Annotated in this window: 23 protein-coding genes; 3 read left to right on the top strand and 20 right to left on the bottom strand. The window is 44.2% G+C overall.

Going from position 1 to position 20,138, the window contains the following annotated elements; translation table 11 throughout:
• Positions 1-10 precede the first annotated feature (10 nt).
• Entirely contained in the window at positions 11-1,669 is a 1,659-nt protein-coding gene (locus tag AC0VYA_RS02310) for an amidohydrolase (protein ID WP_475489928.1), read from the top strand.
• Between the two features lie 96 nt (positions 1,670-1,765).
• Here AC0VYA_RS02310 and AC0VYA_RS02305 read toward each other — a convergent pair whose 3' ends face one another.
• The 15 genes from AC0VYA_RS02305 to AC0VYA_RS02235 form a co-directional block, all read right to left on the bottom strand.
• The gene (locus AC0VYA_RS02305; RefSeq protein ID WP_475491020.1) at positions 1,766-2,644 is read right to left on the bottom strand and encodes an MBL fold metallo-hydrolase; all 879 of its coding nucleotides are present in this window, start codon (positions 2,642-2,644) and stop codon (positions 1,766-1,768) included.
• A gap of 78 nt (positions 2,645-2,722) precedes the next feature.
• Positions 2,723-2,938 (bottom strand): DUF1653 domain-containing protein, encoded by a 216-nt coding sequence (locus AC0VYA_RS02300; protein WP_475489927.1) that lies wholly within the window; start codon positions 2,936-2,938, stop codon positions 2,723-2,725.
• A gap of 123 nt (positions 2,939-3,061) precedes the next feature.
• Entirely contained in the window at positions 3,062-4,132 is a 1,071-nt protein-coding gene (dinB, locus tag AC0VYA_RS02295) for a DNA polymerase IV (RefSeq protein WP_475489926.1), read from the bottom strand.
• A 95-nt stretch (positions 4,133-4,227) separates the two neighbouring features.
• A complete protein-coding gene (gene nqrM / locus AC0VYA_RS02290; protein ID WP_011573382.1) occupies positions 4,228-4,461 on the bottom strand; it encodes a (Na+)-NQR maturation NqrM in 234 nt (77 codons plus the stop codon).
• A gap of 34 nt (positions 4,462-4,495) precedes the next feature.
• The gene (locus tag AC0VYA_RS02285) at positions 4,496-5,521 is read right to left on the bottom strand and encodes an FAD:protein FMN transferase (RefSeq protein WP_475489925.1); all 1,026 of its coding nucleotides are present in this window, start codon (positions 5,519-5,521) and stop codon (positions 4,496-4,498) included.
• A gap of 87 nt (positions 5,522-5,608) precedes the next feature.
• Complete coding sequence (gene nqrF / locus AC0VYA_RS02280) at positions 5,609-6,835, bottom strand: NADH:ubiquinone reductase (Na(+)-transporting) subunit F (RefSeq protein ID WP_011573380.1); 1,227 nt, start codon at positions 6,833-6,835, stop codon at positions 5,609-5,611.
• A gap of 24 nt (positions 6,836-6,859) precedes the next feature.
• Entirely contained in the window at positions 6,860-7,468 is a 609-nt protein-coding gene (gene nqrE, locus AC0VYA_RS02275; RefSeq protein WP_006992654.1) for an NADH:ubiquinone reductase (Na(+)-transporting) subunit E, read from the bottom strand.
• A gap of 4 nt (positions 7,469-7,472) precedes the next feature.
• Complete coding sequence (locus AC0VYA_RS02270; RefSeq protein WP_006992653.1) at positions 7,473-8,105, bottom strand: NADH:ubiquinone reductase (Na(+)-transporting) subunit D; 633 nt, start codon at positions 8,103-8,105, stop codon at positions 7,473-7,475.
• An 11-nt stretch (positions 8,106-8,116) separates the two neighbouring features.
• On the bottom strand, positions 8,117-8,878 hold the full coding sequence (locus AC0VYA_RS02265) for a Na(+)-translocating NADH-quinone reductase subunit C (RefSeq protein ID WP_011573379.1): 762 nt from the start codon (positions 8,876-8,878) through the stop codon (positions 8,117-8,119).
• The gene (locus AC0VYA_RS02260) at positions 8,868-10,079 is read right to left on the bottom strand and encodes an NADH:ubiquinone reductase (Na(+)-transporting) subunit B (RefSeq protein ID WP_011573378.1); all 1,212 of its coding nucleotides are present in this window, start codon (positions 10,077-10,079) and stop codon (positions 8,868-8,870) included. Before AC0VYA_RS02260 ends, AC0VYA_RS02265 begins: the two co-directional genes overlap by 11 nt.
• A gap of 3 nt (positions 10,080-10,082) precedes the next feature.
• A complete protein-coding gene (locus AC0VYA_RS02255) occupies positions 10,083-11,423 on the bottom strand; it encodes a Na(+)-translocating NADH-quinone reductase subunit A (RefSeq protein ID WP_475489924.1) in 1,341 nt (446 codons plus the stop codon).
• Positions 11,424-11,900: 477 nt separating this feature from the next.
• Positions 11,901-13,082, bottom strand: a complete 1,182-nt coding sequence (gene fabV / locus AC0VYA_RS02250; protein ID WP_475489923.1) for an enoyl-ACP reductase FabV — start codon at positions 13,080-13,082, stop codon at positions 11,901-11,903.
• A 95-nt stretch (positions 13,083-13,177) separates the two neighbouring features.
• Positions 13,178-13,348 carry a YqaE/Pmp3 family membrane protein gene (locus AC0VYA_RS02245; protein ID WP_473477857.1) on the bottom strand — a complete coding sequence of 57 codons (171 nt, stop codon included), beginning with the start codon at positions 13,346-13,348 and terminating at the stop codon, positions 13,178-13,180.
• A 97-nt stretch (positions 13,349-13,445) separates the two neighbouring features.
• Positions 13,446-13,760 carry a transcriptional regulator BolA gene (gene bolA, locus AC0VYA_RS02240; protein WP_473477854.1) on the bottom strand — a complete coding sequence of 105 codons (315 nt, stop codon included), beginning with the start codon at positions 13,758-13,760 and terminating at the stop codon, positions 13,446-13,448.
• A gap of 45 nt (positions 13,761-13,805) precedes the next feature.
• Positions 13,806-14,438, bottom strand: a complete 633-nt coding sequence (locus AC0VYA_RS02235; RefSeq protein WP_475489922.1) for an alpha-ketoglutarate-dependent dioxygenase AlkB family protein — start codon at positions 14,436-14,438, stop codon at positions 13,806-13,808.
• Between the two features lie 25 nt (positions 14,439-14,463).
• Here AC0VYA_RS02235 and AC0VYA_RS02230 point away from each other — a divergent pair, with 25 nt between their 5' ends.
• Both AC0VYA_RS02230 and AC0VYA_RS02225 read left to right on the top strand, forming a co-directional pair.
• The gene (locus tag AC0VYA_RS02230) at positions 14,464-15,618 is read left to right on the top strand and encodes a methyltransferase (RefSeq protein ID WP_475489921.1); all 1,155 of its coding nucleotides are present in this window, start codon (positions 14,464-14,466) and stop codon (positions 15,616-15,618) included.
• Positions 15,619-15,631: 13 nt separating this feature from the next.
• Positions 15,632-16,228 (top strand): peptidylprolyl isomerase, encoded by a 597-nt coding sequence (locus tag AC0VYA_RS02225; RefSeq protein ID WP_475489920.1) that lies wholly within the window; start codon positions 15,632-15,634, stop codon positions 16,226-16,228.
• Here the strand turns inward: AC0VYA_RS02225 and AC0VYA_RS02220 are convergent.
• The 5 genes from AC0VYA_RS02220 to efp all read right to left on the bottom strand — a co-directional run bounded on the left by AC0VYA_RS02220 (position 16,214) and on the right by efp (position 20,115).
• Entirely contained in the window at positions 16,214-16,744 is a 531-nt protein-coding gene (locus AC0VYA_RS02220) for a GNAT family N-acetyltransferase (protein ID WP_475489919.1), read from the bottom strand. The genes AC0VYA_RS02225 and AC0VYA_RS02220 overlap by 15 nt on opposite strands.
• 7 nt (positions 16,745-16,751) lie before the next feature.
• Positions 16,752-17,204 carry a hypothetical protein gene (locus AC0VYA_RS02215; protein ID WP_475489918.1) on the bottom strand — a complete coding sequence of 151 codons (453 nt, stop codon included), beginning with the start codon at positions 17,202-17,204 and terminating at the stop codon, positions 16,752-16,754.
• 67 nt (positions 17,205-17,271) lie between these two features.
• Entirely contained in the window at positions 17,272-18,408 is a 1,137-nt protein-coding gene (locus AC0VYA_RS02210) for a GGDEF domain-containing protein (protein WP_475489917.1), read from the bottom strand.
• A gap of 84 nt (positions 18,409-18,492) precedes the next feature.
• Complete coding sequence (gene epmA / locus AC0VYA_RS02205; RefSeq protein WP_475489916.1) at positions 18,493-19,476, bottom strand: elongation factor P--(R)-beta-lysine ligase; 984 nt, start codon at positions 19,474-19,476, stop codon at positions 18,493-18,495.
• Between the two features lie 69 nt (positions 19,477-19,545).
• The gene (gene efp, locus AC0VYA_RS02200) at positions 19,546-20,115 is read right to left on the bottom strand and encodes an elongation factor P (protein ID WP_006992639.1); all 570 of its coding nucleotides are present in this window, start codon (positions 20,113-20,115) and stop codon (positions 19,546-19,548) included.
• Positions 20,116-20,138: the final 23 nt, after the last annotated feature.

Raw genomic sequence — 20,138 nt, 5'->3', positions numbered from 1 at the left:
GGTCGTCACAATGAAATATTCAGTCTTGATATTGTTAGGTTATTTGTTAAGTACAGCCACATTAGCCGCACCAACACACTTAACCAATGTGCATGGTTACACCCTTAGCGATAAAGAGGAGATGGTGACGTTTACCGATATGGTTTTCGATGGCGGCAGAGTGTTAGCTATTGGCGGCACGAGCTTAAAAAATACCTATCCTGATGCTGATATGATTGATGGAAAAAAGCGCGTATTACTGCCGGGCCTTATCGATGCCCATGGGCACATACTGGGTTTGGGGGAAACTCTACTCGCAGTAGATGTCAGAGATATTTCTAGTGCAAAAGCCTCCGCGCAAAAAGTGCGAGATTACGCTCAGCAAAACCCTGATTTAACATGGATATTGGGCGGTGGCTGGAACCAAGTACTTTGGGCCGATAACGCATTTCCAACCTCTGAGATGCTTGACGAATATATTCAAGACCGTCCCGTGTGGATAAGCCGAATAGATGGACACGCTGGCTGGGCGAATAGCAAAGCATTGCAGATAGCGGGAGTCACCAAAGATTCACTAGACCCACCAGGCGGCCAAATTGTCAGGGATAAAAACGGTGTGCCTACTGGTGTACTAATTGATAACGCCATGAACATGCTAGTGGAAAAAATCCCTCAAGATACCGAACAAGATTTGCAGCGCAAACTTGATGCTGCCGCAGCGCATTTGCTCTCACTGGGGATCACCAGCACGCACGATGCCGGTATTAATTATGCTACCTACCAATATTACATTAAGCGCAGTCAGCAACTGGATTTGAACATGCGCATATACGCTATGCTTGCAGCAACAGATCCTAAGCTTGCAGACATGCTCAACGCAGGTCCAATACACGACCAATACGATTACTTGTCAATCCGCAGCGTCAAAGTATACGGTGATGGTGCGCTTGGTAGCCGCGGTGCAGCCATGCTTTCTGGATATTCAGACGACCATGAAAACATTGGGCTATTACTCACCCTTATAAAGCAGCTCAAGCCATTATTTGATTTAATCATAGGCAATGGCTTTCAGCTTAATATTCATGAAATAGGTGACCGCGGTAATAGACTCGCGCTGGATCAATTCGAAGAGACTTTTTCGCGAATCAAAGGGCAGCACTTGCGTAATCGTGTAGAGCATGCACAAGTTATCGATGTAACAGACATACCTAGATTCAAAACCCTTGGAATAATTCCGTCCATGCAGCCTACACACGCCACAAGTGATATGAACATGGCCCAAGACCGAATTGGTAAAGCGCGTTTAAAAGGCGCCTATGCTTGGCAAACTTTCGAAGAACAGGGATCTATTGTTCCTTTTGGCTCTGATTTTCCTGTTGAATTGGCCAACCCATTTTTCGGCTTACACGCTGCAGTAACAAGGCAGAATAGAAACAACCAACCTGAGGCCGGTTGGATCAAAGAAGAAGCAGTAACAGTCGAGCAGGCTTTTAAAGGATTCACTTACAGCGGAGCCTATGCGGCTCACCAAGAAAATAGCATAGGTACTTTGTCATCTGGTAAGTGGGCTGATTTTATCTTAGTCGACCAGGATATATTCACTATTAGCCCACAGGATATATGGAAAACCAAAGTACTTGAAACCTGGGTTGGTGGTGTAAAACGCTACGATAGCGCCCAGAATGAGTAAGCTGATGCCGCGCTTTTAGCATAACGGTTCGCACTGCTTGTAGAATAAAAGGCAATACCTCCAACGCTTGCACCGCCAAAGGCCTATCCATAGCGACTATTGGCCGTTATAGAGTGTGGTGATCCACTTTTCTTCAGTGATGAAGTTCCACGCCCAGTCTTGCCATTTATCATCAAGACCTTCTTCGATAAGCGAGTCTAGGCTAGCGCCTTTGGCTTTTCTATCCGAAACATAGTTAGCGGTTTGCTGCATCATCTCAAGTGACGCTTGATAAGCTTTCTTATCGGCTAACTCACCATGTCCAGGCATGACTTTAGTATCGTTGTTTATCATGTCGATCACGGTGGAAACGTTACTAATGTATCCTTTAACCGTGCCGCCACCGGCCAAGTCGATGTAAGGGAAACGCCCCTGAAAGAATAAATCCCCCGCGTGCAATACATTCGCCTGTTCAAACCAAACAACACTGTCGCTATCGGTGTGGCCTGCAGGAAGATGTAGCACCTTGATGGTATCGCCATTGAAGTGAAACGTCAGCCCCTGCTTATAGGTCACAACAGGTAAGGCTGCGTGTTTATGACCGTCTTCGGCGGCTAAGCGTTTACGCACATTATCATGAGCAAAAATAGTGCTTCCCTGTACTTCTTTAAAATAGGCGTTGGAACCTGTGTGATCACCATGATAATGGGTATTGATTACGTATTTCATTGGCTGCTTGGCAATATCGCCAATCGCGAGCGCGATTTTGTCAGCCAAGGGAGCGAACTGATCGTCAATAATCAAAATACCGTCATCCCCAGCCGACACACCGATATTACCTCCTGCACCAGTGAGCATGTATGTTGAGCCACTCACCGCCTGGGTGCTAATGTGTACATCGGCGAACCTATCATCAGCAGCGCTCAATGTCGTGCTACCAAATAACGTTAGTGTTGCCATTGCAAAACGTAGTGCATTCACTTTTGATTTAAACATCATGTTTCCCATTATTATTGATTGTTCATACATGAACGAAGATAGGGTAATTTACGTTCACCTAATCGGTAAGGACTATTATTCACTTTCTATAAATCTAAAACGTGGCACAGTTTGACCATTCACTTCGACCGTTTCTTCAAACATGGACAAAGGGCGGACCCAAAGGCCCCGCTCACCATACATAGGCCGATACACCACTAATTCTGAATCGTTTTCCGAATGCGTAGCGACCCCAATAACTTCATAATCGTTACCCTTGTAGTGACGATATTTTCCTACTGCAATGCTCATACTACTCCCTAAATACGTGTTTTATTCACTCAGTATACAGTTGCCCGTAGCAAGGTGTAAAAAGATACAAAGGCTATTGGTAGCGAAAATTAGCAAAACAGAAGAATGAAAGATGGAGAAGTACTAGCGGTTTTGCTCATGCTCAAAGTTAAACACCATTTGTTGCACGTCAGCAGTTTCGGGTAAGCCAACGGATAATCCCACTAAGCGAATTCCCCTGCTGCCACGCCGCTCTAACGCTTCACTTAGCAGTGTTTTGAAATAGGTTTTATCGAGCACTTGGTGGCGATGCTCCACTGTCGTTTGCTGAAAATTATTAAATTTTAGTTTTACGCCCTGACTTTGTATCACTAGCTTAGGGCTTGCGGCCTCCAAACGGCTCAGCAGTTTGGGGTACAGGCTTTCCAGCATAGCCAAACATTCTTCATCAGTGGTGATGTCTTGGGCGAGAGTGCGCTCTACACCAACAGACTTGCGCTTACGACTAACAGACAGCTCGCGCTCGTCAATGCCGTGACTACGATCCCAAATGACAGGCCCAAATTTTCCAAACGCTTTTACGAATGCATCGAGTGGATAATCTCGCACGTCTTGGCAGGTAAAGAGTCCCATATTATTGAGTTTCTGTAGCGTGACTTTGCCAACACCGGGGATTTTCCCCAGTGCCAATGTTTTCACAAACGCATCTTGAGTATCTGGTGTGATCACACAGATCCCATTAGGCTTATTTTCGTCACTGGCAATTTTAGCCACAAACTTACAGGGTGCAACACCGGCAGAAGCGGTCAGTTCGGTTTCTTCGAAAATCGCTCGGCGGATATCCTGTGCAATTAAGGTGGCACTGCCCGAAAAAAGCTCACTGTCGGTTACATCCAGATATGCTTCATCTAGGGATAGTGGTTCGATTTTATCCGTGTAGCGTAAAAAAATCTTGCGGATTTGCTGAGATATCTCGCTATAAAGAGCCATGCGGCCAGGAACGAGAACCAGATCAGGACAGAGCTTACGCGCATAGGCCGTAGCCATAGCGGATCGAACGCCATACTTGCGTGCCACATAGTTACAGGTCGAAATAACGCCACGGCGGTCAGCACTCCCCCCAATCGCAAGGGGGATGTCGCGATATTGAGGGTTATCGCGCATTTCGACTGCGGCATAGTAGCAGTCCATATCGATGTGTATGATCTTACGCATCTGACAAACAACTGTATTTAAAAACAGTTATTTTGCGCGATTGTCCGCCAGAGTCAATGTAAATCTCACTGCCGGGAATTTTCTGACGACACAGCTTAAAGAATTTGGTTTTGCTTCCACTCATTCAGCTTGGCTTGACGCGCTTCTTCTCGCTCTAAGCGGGCTTTTTTGCGATCACATGGCTCTGGGCAATCACAGGCTTTATCGATACCCAAGGCGCCTAAACCACCGCAACTACCTGCTATCGCTTTACGCTGTACTAAATAGCCGAGAGACATAGCGACTGCTACGACTAGAAAAAATACGAATGCTAAGATAAAAGTACTCAAAATATCACTCCGAATTGGTCATTTTCGATTATTACTATTGGCGATTAATGAAGGGTTCAAATTTTGGCGTAGTATACTCTTTAAACTCGCCGTTTTCTCGTGTGATCATTAATACCGCTAAATCATTCTGTAACGCCACGTTAAAGGCTTCTTCCTTACCCATTACGATCAGCGCTGTCGCTAACCCGTCTGCCGTCATTGAGGACGAATGCACCACAGTCACCGCGACTAGATTGTGCGTGATAGGTGCGCCTGTACGTGGGTCTATTAAGTGGGAATATCGCACACCATCTTCTTCAAAGTAGTTGCGATAATCTCCTGAGGTTGCAATTGCGTTTGTTCCTATCGAAATGATTTCTTGCACCGCACGCTCAACCGAGACAGGTTTTTCAACAGCTATACGCCATTCTCTGCCAGTTGCTTTATGCCCTGAGACACGCATTTCGCCGCCAACCTCTACTAGGTAATCATGCAGACCCTTTTCATCCAATAACTCGGCCACGACATCGACACCATAGCCCTTGGCAATAGTAGACAGGTCAACATACAAATCAATTTCAGACTTTTGCGCGCCGTTATCAAGTAAGGTCAATTTATCTAATCCGATGCGAGCTTTGACTTCTGCCACAGTTTGTTTACTGGGGCGTTTCTCAGGTTTCGCATCAGGACCAAAGCCCCAAAGGTTAACCAATGGCCCTACAGTCACATCAAGTACGCCATGACTTAACTCGCCCAAGCGCTTCGCTTCCTGCATCACCTTCAACGTTTCTGAAGATAACGCAAAGGGTGCTTCACTCTTCCACTGGTTGAATCGTGACAGTTCTGAATTGGCGTCGTAAGTCGACATCAATTCATTTACTTTCACCAATGCAGCATCGATGTCGTCATGTAATTTTTGTTCATTTACATTATTTCTATTAACGAACTTCACATTGTAAGTCGTGCCCATGGTATGGCCCGCTAAATGTGTTTCTGTTGGCGCTTGACTGCAACTGCATAGCAGCCATATCCACAAGATTAAACTGAGGAATTTAGCCTTCCCGCTGTCACCCTTTATCATTTTTTCACCTAAATAAAAAAAGGGACCGAAGTCCCTTATTTACATGTGTTGTTAACTCGGTTTTGTTCACTATCGAGTGATAGCTAATTAACCACCGAAGTCATCAAGCATGATGTTTTCATCTTCAACACCTAAGTCTTTCAGCATACTGATAACAGCTGCGTTCATCATAGGAGGACCACACATATAGAACTCACAGTCTTCTGGAGCTGGATGATCTTTAAGATAGTTTTCCAACAATACTTGGTGGATAAAGCCTGTCATACCTTCCCAGTTATCTTCTGGTTGTGGATCAGACAAAGCAACATGCCACTTAAAGTTGTCGTTTTCCTTCTGCAACATATCGAAATCTTCTACGTAGAACATTTCGCGTAATGAACGCGCGCCATACCAGAACGAAATTTTACGATCTGTTTTAAGACGACGAAGTTGATCGAAGATATGCGAACGCATTGGCGCCATACCAGCACCACCACCGATAAATACCATCTCAGCGTCGGTCTTCTTAGCGAAGAACTCACCAAATGGGCCAGAAATAGTGGCTTTGTCGCCTTCTTTCAAGCTCCAGATATAAGATGACATTTTACCTGCAGGTAAAGACAAGTTGTTTGGCGGTGGTGAAGCCACACGCACGTTCAACATGATAATACCTTCTTCTTCTGGGTAGTTAGCCATTGAATATGCACGAATCGTTTCGTCATCCACTTTTGATTCAATATCAAAGAAGCCAAAACGTTCCCAGTCACCACGATATTCTTCAGGAACATCGAAGTCTTTATATTTAACATGGTGAGGTGGAGCTTCAATTTGAATATAACCACCGGCACGGAAAGGCACACTTTCACCATTAGGAATTTTAAGTTTAAGCTCTTTAATGAAGGTCGCTTTGTTATCGTTAGAGATAACTTCACAATCCCACTTCTTGATACCAAAAATCTCTTCAGGTAGCTCGATGTCCATGTCCTGCTTAATAGAAACCTGACACGATAAACGGCAACCTTCTTTCGCTTCACGCTTGCTTATGTGGTCAAGCTCAGTCGGTAAAATTTCACCGCCGCCTGCTTTAATGTCCACCCGACATTGACCACAAGAGCCACCGCCACCACAAGCTGACGATACGAATATGCCTGAGTTTGCTAAGGCACCTAATAACTTATCACCAGGCTGAGCAGTGATTGCTTTGTCTGGATCACCATTGATAGAAATGGTCACTTCGCCTTCTGGCACTAACTTGGATTTGGCAAACATAATGATCAAAACCAAAGCTAGAACGATGGCAATAAACATTCCTACGCCAAGATAAATGTCTAACATCTAAATACTCCTATTCGGTTTCGATTAAATTGATACGCCAGAAAATGACTGGAAGCCCAACGCCATTAATCCTGCAATCATAAATACGGAACCTAAACCACGCACGCCTTCTGGCATATCTGCATACTTAAGTTTCTCACGCACTGCCGCAAGTAATGTGATCGCTAATGCCCAACCTGCACCACTACCCGCACCGTAGAAGATACTTTCGGTGAAGGTGTAATCACGCTGAACAGCGAATGCTACGCCACCAAAAATTGCACAGTTAACAGTGATCAAAGGTAAGAAAATACCTAACGCGTTGTATAGCGCAGGGAAAAACTTATCTAGCGTCATTTCAAGAATTTGAACCAAAGCAGCGATTACACCAATGAAAGTCAAAAAGCTTAAGAAGCTCAAATCGGTGTCAGGAAAGCCAGCCCAACCTAGTGCGCCAGGCGCAAGAATGTTGGCATAAACAAGTTGGTTTACAGGTACAGAAATCGTCAATACTACGATAACCGCAACACCCAGACCCATCGCCGTTTTTACTTTCTTTGATACGGCCAAGAAAGTACACATACCCAAGAAATAGAACAACGCCATGTTTTCTAGGAAGATAGAACGGATAAATAAACTAAGATATTGTTCCACGAAATTACTCCTTAGGCTCTACTTGTTCAGGCTTAATAGTTCTGATGAACCAAATTAAACCACCGATTAAGAAGAACGAGCTGAAAGGTAAAATCAATAAACCATTACCTTGATACCAACCGCCATTTTGAATGAGTGGTAAAATTTCGAAACCGAGAATAGTACCGAAACCGAACAACTCTTTAATAGTACCGATAACAATCAATACAAACGAGTAGCCTAAGCCGTTACCAATCCCGTCAAGGAAACTGATAAATGGCGGGCTTTTCATAGCAAAGGCTTCAGCTCGACCCATTACGATACAGTTGGTGATAATCAAGCCAACGAATACCGACAGCTGTTTGGATATCTCGTAAGAATAAGCTTTCAGGATTTGATCCACTACGATTACCAATGACGCAATAATCGTCATCTGCACGATAATACGTACTGATGAAGGTATCTGTGAACGGATCATAGAGATAAACAAGTTAGAGAATGCCGTTACTGCAGTAAGAGCAAGTGACATTACTAATGCCGTTTCTAACTTAGTGGTTACCGCCAATGCTGAACATACGCCCAGTATTTGCAGTGCTATTGGGTTATTGTCTAGGATTGGCCCAAACAATACCTTTTTCATTTCTTTAGTATCAGCCATTGTCTAGTCTCTCACGATTTCCATGGTTGGTTTTTAAGGTAAGGACCGAAGCCATTCTCACCCAGCCAATAATCAAGTGTATTTTGTACGCCATTACTGGTTAACGTCGCACCTGACAAAGCATCAACTTCATAAGGGTCATTCGCTTTTGCGCCCTTGGTCACATCAATAGCCACTTCGCCATTTTTATACAATTTCTTACCGTCCCACTTCGCTTTCCATTCAGGGTTCTGAACTTCACCGCCAAGACCAGGCGTTTCTTGCTGATCGTAATACACTAGCTCACGAACGGTATTACCGTCAGAGTCAACCGCTAACATGGCATACATTAAGTTCCATAAGCCACTGCCGTTGATAGGCAACACGATACGTGTTACTTCGCCGTCAGGATTAGAAATTAAATACACACTAGCAACGTTCGGGCGACGTAAAATCCCAGCGGTATCAGGCACAGGCTTGATACTTTCTTCAGGGTCACGCGCTGCTTTATACATATCATAGCCAGCTTCCTTCTCAACGTACTGGCCCGTTGCTAAATCAACAAACTTTTCTTGTACGCGATCTGCATAGGTCGCTGCGATTTGCTCTTTACTCTGCCCGGCTTCAAGTAAGCCGGCAGATTCTAAGATATTAGTTTGCTTATCTAGCTTCGCATTTGCTTGTTGTTGTGAACGTAGGCTAACCGCCGCCGTTGATACAATAACCGAACAAACTAAACATACGGCGATAACAACGCCGACCGTTTTGCCTAATGTTTCTTTTTTAGCCGACACGTGCCATCCTCCGTTTAATATTGCTTTGAGCGACGAAATAATCGAATAGTGGAGCCCATAAATTGGCAAACAAGATTGCCAACATCATACCTTCAGGGAAAGCAGGGTTGAGTACACGAATCAATACACACATTAAACCGATTAAGAAACCGTAAGCCCATTTAGCACTATTTGTGAATGATGCTGAAACAGGATCGGTCGCCATAAAGAACATACCAAAGGCGAATCCACCGGTGACTACGTGCCAGTACCAAGGCATAGCAAACATAGCATTTGTGTCACTGCCAATAACGTTAAGCAAAGTACTGAATACCGCCCCGCCTAGCAGCACACCTAACACGATACGCCATGAAGCAATACGCATATAAATAATGAACAAACCACCCAGCAAGATAGCCAGTGACGATACTTCACCGACAGAACCTTGAATATTTCCGAAGAATGCATCCCACCAATCAGCATTCAAAGACCAATCGGTAACATTGCCAGCAGCCGCTTGGCTTAACCAAGTCGCCCCTGAGAAACCGTCGGCAGCCGTCCAAATTGCATCGCCTGAAATTTGTGCAGGATAAGCAAAATATAGGAACGCACGACCAGAAAGCGCAGGGTTTAAGAAGTTACGGCCTGTGCCGCCAAAGACTTCTTTCGCAATCACCACACCAAAGGTAATACCTAGCGCCACCTGCCATAAAGGGATAGTTGCAGGCAAGGTTAATGCGAAAAGTACTGAGGTAACAAAGAAGCCTTCGTTAACTTCATGCTTACGCACAGAAGCAAACAGTACTTCCCAGAAGCCGCCCACAATAAAGGTTACGGCGTAGATAGGTAGGAAAAAACACGCACCATAAAGGAACATGGCTAATCCACCGGTAGACTCAAGGCCTATTTGACCGCCAAGCGCAGTAAATAAAGCCGCTTGCCACATATCAGGCAATGACGCGCCACCGTTTAGAATAACGTTATGAGCTTGCTGACCTATGTTGTACATACCGTAGAACATTGCAGGGAACGTAGCAGCCCATACCATGATCATAATACGTTTTAAGTCGATGCTGTCACGCACGTGAGTGCCAGCTTTGTTAACTTTACCAGGGGTGTAAAAAATGGTCGCTGCTGCTTCGTAAAGCGCATACCATTTTTCGTACTTACCACCTGCTTCAAAGTTAGGTTCAATTTTCTCTAAATATGCTTTTAAACCCATGAGTTAACCCTCTTTCTCAATCTTGTCTAGACTCTCACGCAAGATCGGCCCGTAATTATATTTACCAGGGCAAACATAGGTACAAAGCGCTAAATCTTCTTCGTCTAACTCTAAACAACCTAATGTTTGAGCACTGTCAGTGTCACCAGAAATCAAATCACGCAACAATAATGTTGGTAAAATATCTAACGGCATAACACGCTCATAGTTACCAATTGGCACCATAGAACGGTCTGAACCATTAGTGGTGGTTGTCATATTGAATAATTTCTTAGGGCTAAAATGTGCAAGGTATGCACGGGTCACAGAGTGCTGATTGGCACCTGGCTTAATCCAACCTAGGAATTCTTTTTCACGACCTTCACTAAGAAGTGAAAGCTGAACATGGTAACGACCCACATAACCATGAACGCCATGGGCGTTATTACCTTGTAAAACCGAGCCTGAAATTGTGCGAACTTCGCCTTCAGTGGTTTCACCAGAGGTCAACTCACTGACACTTGCACCTAACACGGTTTTAATTAAACGCGGATTCTTAGCAGCGGGGCCGCCTAGGGCGATAACACGCTCGTTATTCAACTTACCTGTTGTAAATAACGCACCAACCGCAATCACATCTTGGTAGTTGATATGCCAAACTTTCTTAGCCGCACCAACAGTATCTAGGTGATGAATATGCGTGCCCACTAAACCTGCAGGATGTGGTCCGGCAAATTCGTTCACGTCAACTTTCACGTCCCCTACTGGAATATCAGCACCGGGCGCTTTACTCACAAATACCTTACCTTCAGTTAAACGCGAGATAACACGTAAACCATTGATAAAATCTGCACTACGCGGGGCAATAATAACGGCAGGATCGCCAGCTAATGGATTAGTATCCATCGCGCTAACGAATATGGAGTGAGGTTTGCTGTCAAGAGCAGGGGTTTTGCTATAAGGACGCGTACGCAGTGCAGTCCATAATCCAGATTCCACTAGATTGTGTTGCACTTTGTCGGCCGCTATAGATGACAGTTCAGATTCGGCATATTTGTCGAATTCTACTGCGTCATCACCTTCAACTTGAATAACCACTGACTGCAAAACACGTTTTGCGCCACGGTTAACTTCGATGACACTACCAGAAGCAGGTGCTGTGAACTTCACACCTGGATTCTTTTTGTCTTCGAAAAGCATCTGGCCTTTCTGCACTTTATCGCCAACCTGAACATGCATGGTTGGACGCATTCCAATGTACTCTTCACCTAGCACAGCAACCTTAGTAATCGCTGGACCGTCATGAATCTTTTGTTCTGGCGCTCCCGTAATCGGAAGATCTAACCCTTTCTTGATTTTAATCATACGCAATAGCACTACTCTAAAGTCAATACACATCACGGTTAGCCTTTCAGCTACATGCCACCCAAGTAAGCAACTTGTTGACAAAAAACCTATTCGTGATGAGTATTTTTGATGTTATTTTGTAAATGTAATCGCTTAAATAACTAACTGACGAAGTCACGTTTATTAGTTTAATTAACCGCTGTGTTTTCTCGTACTCTTTTACAGAGATTCTGTGGATATGAATTTCCCACTTAATCTAACTCCGGAATTTTAACATTATCCCTACCGGTTCTGCCATGCCAAATGTGCTTAAGCACAATTTTTTTAGTGTATTTTATCGTCATTATCCGCTTCTTATCCACACAGAGCCACATTGCAACAAGTTGTTTACATTCATCATTGCGGAGCATGCGAATAACTCTTATTTGCATCTATTTCCTAGACATAAAAAAACCGCCTTATTGAGGCGGTTTTTTATACCAATATAGTAGACGATTAATCCCAATCGGCTAACGTATTTTGTTCTTTCTCGTAATCGACACCTTCGACATCAAAACCGAAAAGCTTTAAGAACTCATGATGATAACCGGCGTAATCACTTAGCTCATGAAAGTTTTCTTGTGTAACTTGATCCCACAACGCTTTGATCTTAGCTTGCGTAGCCTCATTTGTTTCTTTGCCATCCATACGCAAACGGCCTTGCTCATCTAACGCGGGAGATTGTGCAAATAAACGTTCTGTGAACAAGCCTTTGATTTGTTCGATACACCCTTCGTGCGTGCCCTCTTCCTTCATCACCTTATAAATAAGAGAAATATACAAAGGCATAACAGGAATAGCTGAACTGGCTTGGGTAACAAGTGCTTTCAATGAAGATACATAGGCTTCAATGTGCTTTTCTTGGTTCTTGCTAACGATGGCTGCCGCTGCACGATCTAAATCTTCTTTCGCTTTGCCAATAGTTGCTTGCCCGTAAATCGGCCAAGTTAGCTCTTTGCCAATATAGGTATATGCTGTGGTTTTACAGCCCTCGGCAAGTAGGTCTGCTTCTGCTAAGGCATCCAACCATAACTCCCAATCTTCACCGCCCATGACTTTGATCGTTTGTGCAATTTCATCTTCATTGGCAGGTTCAAGAGAAATGTCATGGATTCGGTCTTTGTCCGTATCATAGGTTTTAGTGGTATAAGCTTGTCCCACAGGTTTCAAGGTAGACTTATATACTTCTCCCGTTTCGGGATCTGTGCGACGTGGAGACGCTAAACTGTATATCACCAAATCAACCTGACCCATCTCACGTTTGATGGTCTCAATTGCTTGCGCTTTTATCTCTTTAGAAAACGCATCGCCGTTTATGGTTTGGGCAAAAAGCCCTTTCTCTTTCGCTTCTTTATGAAAAGCAGCAGTATTATACCAACCTGCAGTTGCCGTTTTACGTTCACTCGGCGCCTTTTCAAAACAGACACCCAGAGTGTTCGCGCCATAACCAAAAGCTGACACAATGCGTGAGGCCAATCCATAACCGGTTGAAGAACCAATCACTAATACATTTTTAGGTCCGCTGCCAAGATCCCCCTGAGAGGAGACATATTCAATTTGTTGAGCAACACTTGCTGCGCAACCTTCAGGGTGAGCATTTGTACAAATAAAGCCACGGATCTTTGGCTTAATAACCATATTCATTTTTCCTATAAAAAAAGCGGCGTCCATTGTAAATGCCCAGAGTAATTAAACAACTCTGAGCAGATCGAACACCGACACATTAATGGCGGTTATTTATTTTTCAAAACAAGCCATACCGCGTGGATTACGCCAGGCAGTACACCAAAAAGAGTGAGTAAGATATTTAAGAAAAAATGTGCGCTCAGGCCTACTTGGAGCAACGCCCCCAAAGGAGGTATAAAAATAGCCAAGAGCAAATTAAGTGGATTGACTTTTTGCATAATAACGAGCCTTATAATTTATTATTTTAATGCGATATAGCTTTATAACCATACATGAACATTAAAAATTCGTCATATTTTCCATTATTTCACGCCTTTATGATTTAGAACCACCAAGACAATTTGGTGAATCAGGCGATTGTTGTTGCAACGTATTCCATTCTTCTTGGGTGTAAGTGTGAATAGCTAACGCATGAATATTATTAGCTAGCTCGTCGGCCAAAATTTGATTCACCGCACGGTGGCGACCAATCAAGCGTTTGCCGCCAAACTCATCGCTGACAATAACGACCTTAAAATGGCTTTCAGCGCCCTCTGGTACATTGTGCATGAAGCTTTCATTAACGACCTCTAAATGAACAGGGCTAAATCCGGCTTGTAATTTACGCTCGATTGATTGTTGTATTGTCATTTTTTGCCCTTTGTCCGGCTTTGCCGAAGGAGTAAGTGAATTTCGTTAGCGGCGCAAATTTGGTGTGACCAAACGAAATGTTAGATTAATACGTGGTGCCAGCGACTTTGTCGTTTTAGCTAAACTATGCAGCCAATTTGCTTGGGAATTGCCAGCCATAACGAACAAACTGCCGTGCTCCAAAGGCAGCCTGTGTCTTTGCCCACTCGTTCGATGCTTTAAATCAAAATTTCGCACCTGCCCCAAACTCAACGATGCAATAACCGGTCGAGCACCTAACTCAGGTTCGTCATCGCTATGCCAAGCCATACTATCTTGACCGTCACGATAACAATTAGCCAATACAGAGTTAAAAACGCTTTTACAGGCTTTTTCACACTGTACTTTCAGGGAATGCAGTTCTTCGGTCCAAGGTATAGGTGGCAAATCGAGGCCTGAATACTGATATAGCGCATCGTTATCACCGTACCACGCTTGCAAGCGTGGGATTTTAACCTGTTTACCGTACATTTTGATATCATCTTGTCGCCAAGCTAATGACTCAAGCAGCCGCTGGTAATAATTATCCGCTTCTTGAGTGGACAAGAAATGTTGAAAATAGCGAAAATCTCCGTCTGGTAAAGGCAGTATTTCAGCCTCATCAGAAGAAGCTGACGGGAATAAACTAGATTGTTGCAAACCAACCTCGATATATAAGAATTAGATGAAAACAGAACTTACGCTTTTAAATCATAGCTACCAATTATTGAGATATCCTGCTGAAAACCAACACGTCAGCTGGCAAGCATGGGATTCAGCTGATGAATACTTAATGGAATACGTGGCACAGAATATCACGGATCTTAATGGGCTTAATGTCCATATATACAATGATGACTTTGGTGCGTTAGGCGTTTGGTTTGCAACACATAGCGCCCCCCTATGGATAAGCGATTCTTTTGTCGCACATAAGGCTCTGGCCTTAAACCTTGAACGCAACCACCTCTCCATTGACAGTGTTAACGCTCAGAACAGTCTGTATAAAGCCAATCAAAAGGCTGATCTGGTTTTAATTAAAGTCCCTAAAACCCTCGCTTTATTAGAACAGCAACTCATTGATTTACAATCGTCAGTTACCCCTGAAACACGCATCATCGCAGCGGGCAAAGCCAATGCCATTCAAAAATCAACGCTGGCATTGTTTGAAAAGCACCTTGGGCTCACCACCACATCCTTAGCTAAGAAAAAGTCACGCTTGATATTTTGCCAATACGACGGCGTTAAACAAAGTGTTAGCCCTTACCCCACAAAATGGAAAACCGACAACACGCTCTTTACTATGAGCAACCTTGCGAATGTTTTCTCCCGCCAACAGTTAGATATAGGGGCGCGGGTATTACTTGCCCATCTACCGGATGCTAATAATAAGCGCATCGTGGATCTAGGTTGCGGTAACGGGGTATTAGGCCTGCATGTACTGCATAAATCACCGGACGCTCACGTCATTTTTGTAGACGAGTCTTTTATGGCCATTGCTTCTGCAAAAATGAACATCGAACAAAACATGCCAGACAAGCTCGCTCAGTGTGAGTTTATTGTGAGTAACTGTTTAGACGAGTACCTATCATCAGGCGAAAACGAGACGACAGTTGATATCGTTTTATGTAATCCCCCCTTTCATCAACAAAATACCATTACCGATCATATCGCCCTGCAAATGTTCAAAGACAGTAAACGTATTCTTAAACATGCTGGGGAGTTGCGCGTTGTTGGCAATCGGCATTTAGATTACCCACAAACCATTAAGCGCCTTTTCGGTCACTACAAGGTACTTGCAAGTGACCGAAAATTCAGTATTTTGTCAGCAGTCAAAAAGTAATTAGGAGGCCAGTATGTTGCGCGCCCTGTGTATCAGTATTTTTATTATCAGTATGTCTGCCGTTGCTAAGCCAAAGGACGATGGCAGCCAAATTCAAGCCGATAATTTTTATCCTAGGGTAAAAATTGAGACCTCCATGGGTGACATCACAGTTGAACTCGACCGCTCAAAAGCCCCTATCGCGGTCAATAATTTTTTACGTTATGTAGACAAGCGCAGTTACGAAGACACTATTTTTCATCGAATCGTGGCTAATTTTGTGGTTCAAGGCGGAGGGTACGATGTTGATTTTGCTGAGAAACCGTCGTTCCCAGATATAATCAATGAATCAGGTAATGGTTTGAAAAATGAAATGTACACCATTGCCATGGCACGCCAGAAAGACCCGCATTCTTCAAACAGGCAGTTTTTCTTCAACATGAATGACAACGTCAGTCTCGATCCGGGCCGGAACTGGGGCTATACCGTTTTCGGTTATGTAGTAGAAGGCACAGATACACTTGATGCCATATCACTGGTCGAAACAGACTATGACACCACTTGGGGTTGGGCTGATGTGCCTGTTGAGCCTGTACTGATTAAACGCGTAAGTGTGTTACCGCCCGTCTAACGCTTTTAAAAATAAGTGACTTGCTTCGCCTTGTGGTTCAAACCCAATTTGTTTCACAAGCGCGAAGCCAAGCTTATTTAACAATGCTATAGAGGGGTCGTTATCCAGTGCGGTCACTGCCGCAATCTGGGTTAACCCCAGTGCATCTTGTGCATCCTCCAATGTGGCTTTAGCGGCTTCAAATGCGAAACCTTGACCATGAAACTCGGCGCAAAATGCAAAGCCAATATCTGGCCATTCCAATGTTTCTCTCTTTAACAAACCGCACATTCCCACAGGCACACTATCCGCTAAGCGTTCAACCAGGTTGAGACAATAGCCATGCTGCTCATACATGGCTAATGGTCCGGTTTGAATATAATGTTTGGCGTCATCGAGAGTGCGAATATTTCTATCTCCTATGTACTTTATCCAGCTTGGTTCATTTACCAACCTAAGTATAAATTCCGCATCATCATCAGTTAACAGGCGCATGGTTAGCCTAGCGGTTCTCAGATGTGGGCACTTTACTGGCATGAGTTGGTTAACCTTTAAGAGCAGCAATATAAAATACTAGCGTGACAAGCAACATCAATACGTAATGCATGGCGACTGTTGGGCGAAGTGCAGATTTAACGTATTCAACTAGCAGCCCCATTCCCCCAGGCCGTGAAGATAACCAATGGCGGTTAAACTGCATGGGCGCGGCATCAGGGAGCATTAGTTCTGCATCTTGAGCTAGCATTAATTCAGTTTCTAACAGGCGTGTTTCTATGCGCCCTTGGAATGTCTTCCAAATGGCTTCTTGCACCCAAAAAAGTAGAATAATGGCAACAGCTAATATCTCAGTAGCAGCTAACAGTAACACCGCCACCACCAAGGCCGTGCCGACTAATTTAATAGCCACAGCCACTTTTTCATAGCTATCATACTGATTTTGCAGAGTAATCCACTCTTGCTGATAGGCATTTCGGATATCACTATTAGTAGGTTGCACAAGAATTAATCTTAAGAAGGGATCACATAACCACATGGTATGGATTTAGTAGAGCGGAAGCAATGCGCTATTCCGTGGATTCAGCTCCCATACCGTACCCAAAGAAAGCGACCTGATTTTTACCTCGCTTCTTAGAGGTGTACATCATCTTATCCGCTTGTTGCATAAAATCACCCAAAGGCTGCCCGACATATTGCGCATAACCAATGCTCACGGTGACTTTGTGGCTAGCGCGACCAAATTTTGTTCTATCAACTGATTGGCAAATACGATCTGCGATTTCCCGAGACTGCTCCGCGCATGCTTCTACTAACAAGATAACGAATTCGTCACCACCGTAACGACACACCACATCCCCTGCCCGTAACTGCTGAGCAATAAGCTGCGAAATTTCGATTAACACTTCGTCCCCAACCAAATGCCCGTCATTGTCGTTAATTTTTTTGAAATCATCCACATCGACAACTAATAGGCTCAATGGATGTTGATAACGCAAACTACGCGCGGTTTCCACTTCCAATTTATTGCTAAAATAGCGCCTATTATTTAACTTGGTTAGGGGATCTTGTACTGCCAACTCCCCCAATAAGCTGTTTTTTTCATGCAATTCCTGCAGCATTTCAAATTGATCGACGCGAGTGCGCTCAGCTAGACGCGCAATAAAGAAGGCAATCAACATGGTTGTAAAGCAAGTCAAAATCGGTGACGAAGCTTCCTCCAAAGGTAGCATTTGTAGCATACCTGCGCTAACAACAAGCCAACACGCAAACAACAAAGCATAAAGAAATATCAAATGCCCTTGAACCAACATCGCGATGACCATCATTCCCATAATGAAGGGGACAGGTCCATGGCCTTGCACGCTGGTGTATATCGAGAGCACCGTAGCGACGAAAGCGAGAAACGCAGGGTACATGAGCTCTAACAGCCCGGTCCGCCAAGAAATGTTGTTATTAGCTCGTGCAGATGGAAGCAAAAGTAAATTCACTAGGGCGTACAATACATTGCATAAATAAACGGCTAAATAAGGCATCATGTCAGGGCTATACGCCCCAGTCCCCAAGCGAAGATGATGCAACAGATGCACACCAAAGCCAATTAAAGCGACGATAGAAAAATACCAAACGAGGGTTAAGTTACTTTTAATGGATGCTTGCTGGTAGGCTACAGCTAGATGCGCGGAGGGCTTGGGTACTATCTGCATATGAGTTCTGTTATACGTCTATACGGCTTCCTTTAAATAACTATAGTCGACATATACGGTTTTCGAGTGGGTGAAAGCAGAAATTTATGCATTCTGATAATTAAACGCCAGTACATGCTGAATATCTGACTTTTCTAATGCCAACATGACAAGTCGATCCACCCCGACGGCCACCCCTGAACAGTCTGGCAAGCCGGCATCAAGCGCATCTAAGAAGAGCTCATCGATAGGTACAGTAGATAAGCCTGCTGATTTTCGTTGTTGGTTGTCTCGCTCAAATCGTTGACGCTGCTCTGGGGCATTGGCCAATTCATGAAAGCCATTCGCCAGCTCTAATCCTTTATAGTAGAGCTCAAAACGCTCAGCGACGCGCTCATCTTGCACACTTACCCGCGCTAACGCGGCTTGACTTGCAGGAAAATCGAAAATAAAGCATGGGGATTTGTTAGCAATATGAGGCTCTACTTCGTGGCTAAACAGCAGCTGCAAAATAGTATCTTTGTCTTGCTCGTCTCGGCATATATACTCGTATCCCAACTCACATCCCTTCGTTTGTAATGCCGACAACGGAGCGCTTAGAGGGTCAATAGTCAAATATTGGATAAAAGCGTCTTGATAACTCATACGCTTTGCAGGCAAGCAGCCCACCACAGATTGCATCAACTCATCAAGTTCATCCATTAACTGATTATGGTCAAACTCAGGGCGATACCACTCCAGCATAGTAAATTCGGGATTATGATGTTTGCCTGCCTCCTCATTACGAAACGCTTTGGCAATTTGAAAAATCGCACCACTGCCGGCACATAATAGTCGCTTCATGGCATATTCTGGAGAGGTTTGCAGATACAAGGTTCGCTGCTGTGGTGACATAGGATCAACAAATTGCGTGTCAAACACGCGCATATGAACATCGCTGACTGTTGCATTACTAAGGCTGGGCGTTTCTACTTCCCACACATCTCGTTGTGCAAAAAACTGACGAATATTAGTGATGATAGCCGCTCTTTGCTTAAGTGTGGCCACGTCAGCAGTGGGTTGCCAACAAGGGCTGGGCTCAGGTTTCATAAAAACTCCTTGAATAGCAGGCATAAAAAAAGCTCACATGAACGTGAGCTTTTCATCGATATCAGTTAATTACTTCTGTGCGCGTGATGCGTATTCGCCACTGCGCGTATCAACTTTAACCACTTCACCCGTTTGTACGAATAAAGGTACACGTACCACTGCGCCAGTGGTTAATGTAGCGGGTTTGCCGCCGGTGCCAGCCGTATCGCCTTTAAGACCTGGATCAGTTTCGGTGATTTCAAGTTCAACAAAGTTAGGAGGAGTCACAACAATCGGTGTACCATTCCACAAGGTAATCGTGCAGCTGTCATTTTCGACTAACCATTTAACTGAATCGCCAACGGCTTTATCGTCAGCTGCGATTTGCTCAAATGATTCATTATTCATAAAATGCCAGAATTCACCGTCGGTATACAAATATGACAATTCCATATCCATGACGTCCGCAGCTTCGAATGACTCACCTGATTTAAAGGTTTTTTCCAACGTTTTACCTGAGATAAGCTTCTTTAGCTTAACGCGGTTAAAGGCTTGGCCCTTACCAGGTTTAACGTATTCGTTCTCAAGAATGTTGCAAGGTTCGCCGTCGAGCATAATTTTAACGCCGCCTTTGAACTCATTAGTGCTGATATTAGCCATGCTTCCTCGTAATCAATTAACTG

The organism is Paraglaciecola sp. QJM3NY_14 (assembly GCF_056173245.1).
This window is presented reverse-complemented; position numbering and strand designations above follow the sequence as displayed.